This window comes from Streptomyces sp. SAJ15, from assembly GCF_007595705.1.
Taxonomy (GTDB): Bacteria; Actinomycetota; Actinomycetes; order Streptomycetales; family Streptomycetaceae; genus Streptomyces.
This window is the reverse complement of record NZ_NISY01000062.1, coordinates 1-214: the sequence shown is the minus strand read 5'-3', so window position 1 is coordinate 214 and position 214 is coordinate 1. Positions and strand designations below refer to the sequence as shown.

The following is a 214-nucleotide window of genomic DNA, read 5'->3' as shown; positions in this document are numbered from 1 at the left end:
GTCCGCATTGCACGCAAGGGCATCGAGTCCAGCGAACGCCTCGGCCGCCGCAGGTGGGTGATCGAGCGCACCATGTCGTGGCTGACCGGCTACCGCCGACTCTCGCCCCGCTACGAACGCGATCCCCGCAACTACCTGGCATTCCTCGGACTTGCCGCCGCAATCTGCTGCTACAAGCGACTCGTCCGCCTCACCACATAGGACACGGTCTTAG

General features: G+C 65.0%; 1 protein-coding gene. It reads left to right on the top strand.

Annotated elements, in window-relative coordinates; translation table 11 throughout:
* A partial coding sequence (locus CD790_RS34330) for a transposase (protein WP_144387291.1) occupies nucleotides 1–201 on the top strand: 201 nt, incomplete at its 5' end.
* Nucleotides 202–214: the final 13 nt, after the last annotated feature.